Raw genomic sequence first — 414 nt, 5'->3', positions numbered from 1 at the left:
TGGCATGGACGGCACCCAGATTCTGACCCTCGGCCTGGGCCTGGAAGCGCCCTGGATTCTCAAGGACCAGCACCTGGATACCTCTGTGTCGCCCCACCGCCTAGACCTCTATGTCGAGGCCGAACGGGGCAGCCTCTACCCCTGCCCGGAGTGCGGCAAGGCCTGCCCAGCCCATGACTTTGCCGAGAAGACGTGGCGGCATCTGAACTTCTTTCAGCATCACTGTTACCTGCACGCCCGCGTGCCTCGCACCAAGTGTCCCGAGCATGGCGTCAAGCGCATCGAGGTGCCTTGGGCACGGCCTGGCAGCGACTTCACCCTGCTGTTCGAGCAGGCCGCCATGTCGCTCGTCAAGGAGATGCCAGTGCTGGCCGTCTCCCGGCAACTGGAGATCACCGACAAGCGCCTGTGGCG

General features: G+C 64.5%; 1 protein-coding gene. It reads left to right on the top strand.

The features are described from left to right. Positions 1-4 precede the first annotated feature (4 nt). Positions 5-414: helix-turn-helix domain-containing protein (locus FEI13_RS18875; RefSeq protein ID WP_166462149.1), on the top strand; the 410-nt coding region annotated here is incomplete at its 3' end.

Source organism: Halomonas urmiana (assembly GCF_005780185.1).
GTDB lineage: Bacteria > Pseudomonadota > Gammaproteobacteria > Pseudomonadales > Halomonadaceae > Halomonas > Halomonas urmiana.
Note: the sequence above shows the minus strand (reverse complement) of the source record. Positions and strands in the feature narration are given on the sequence as shown.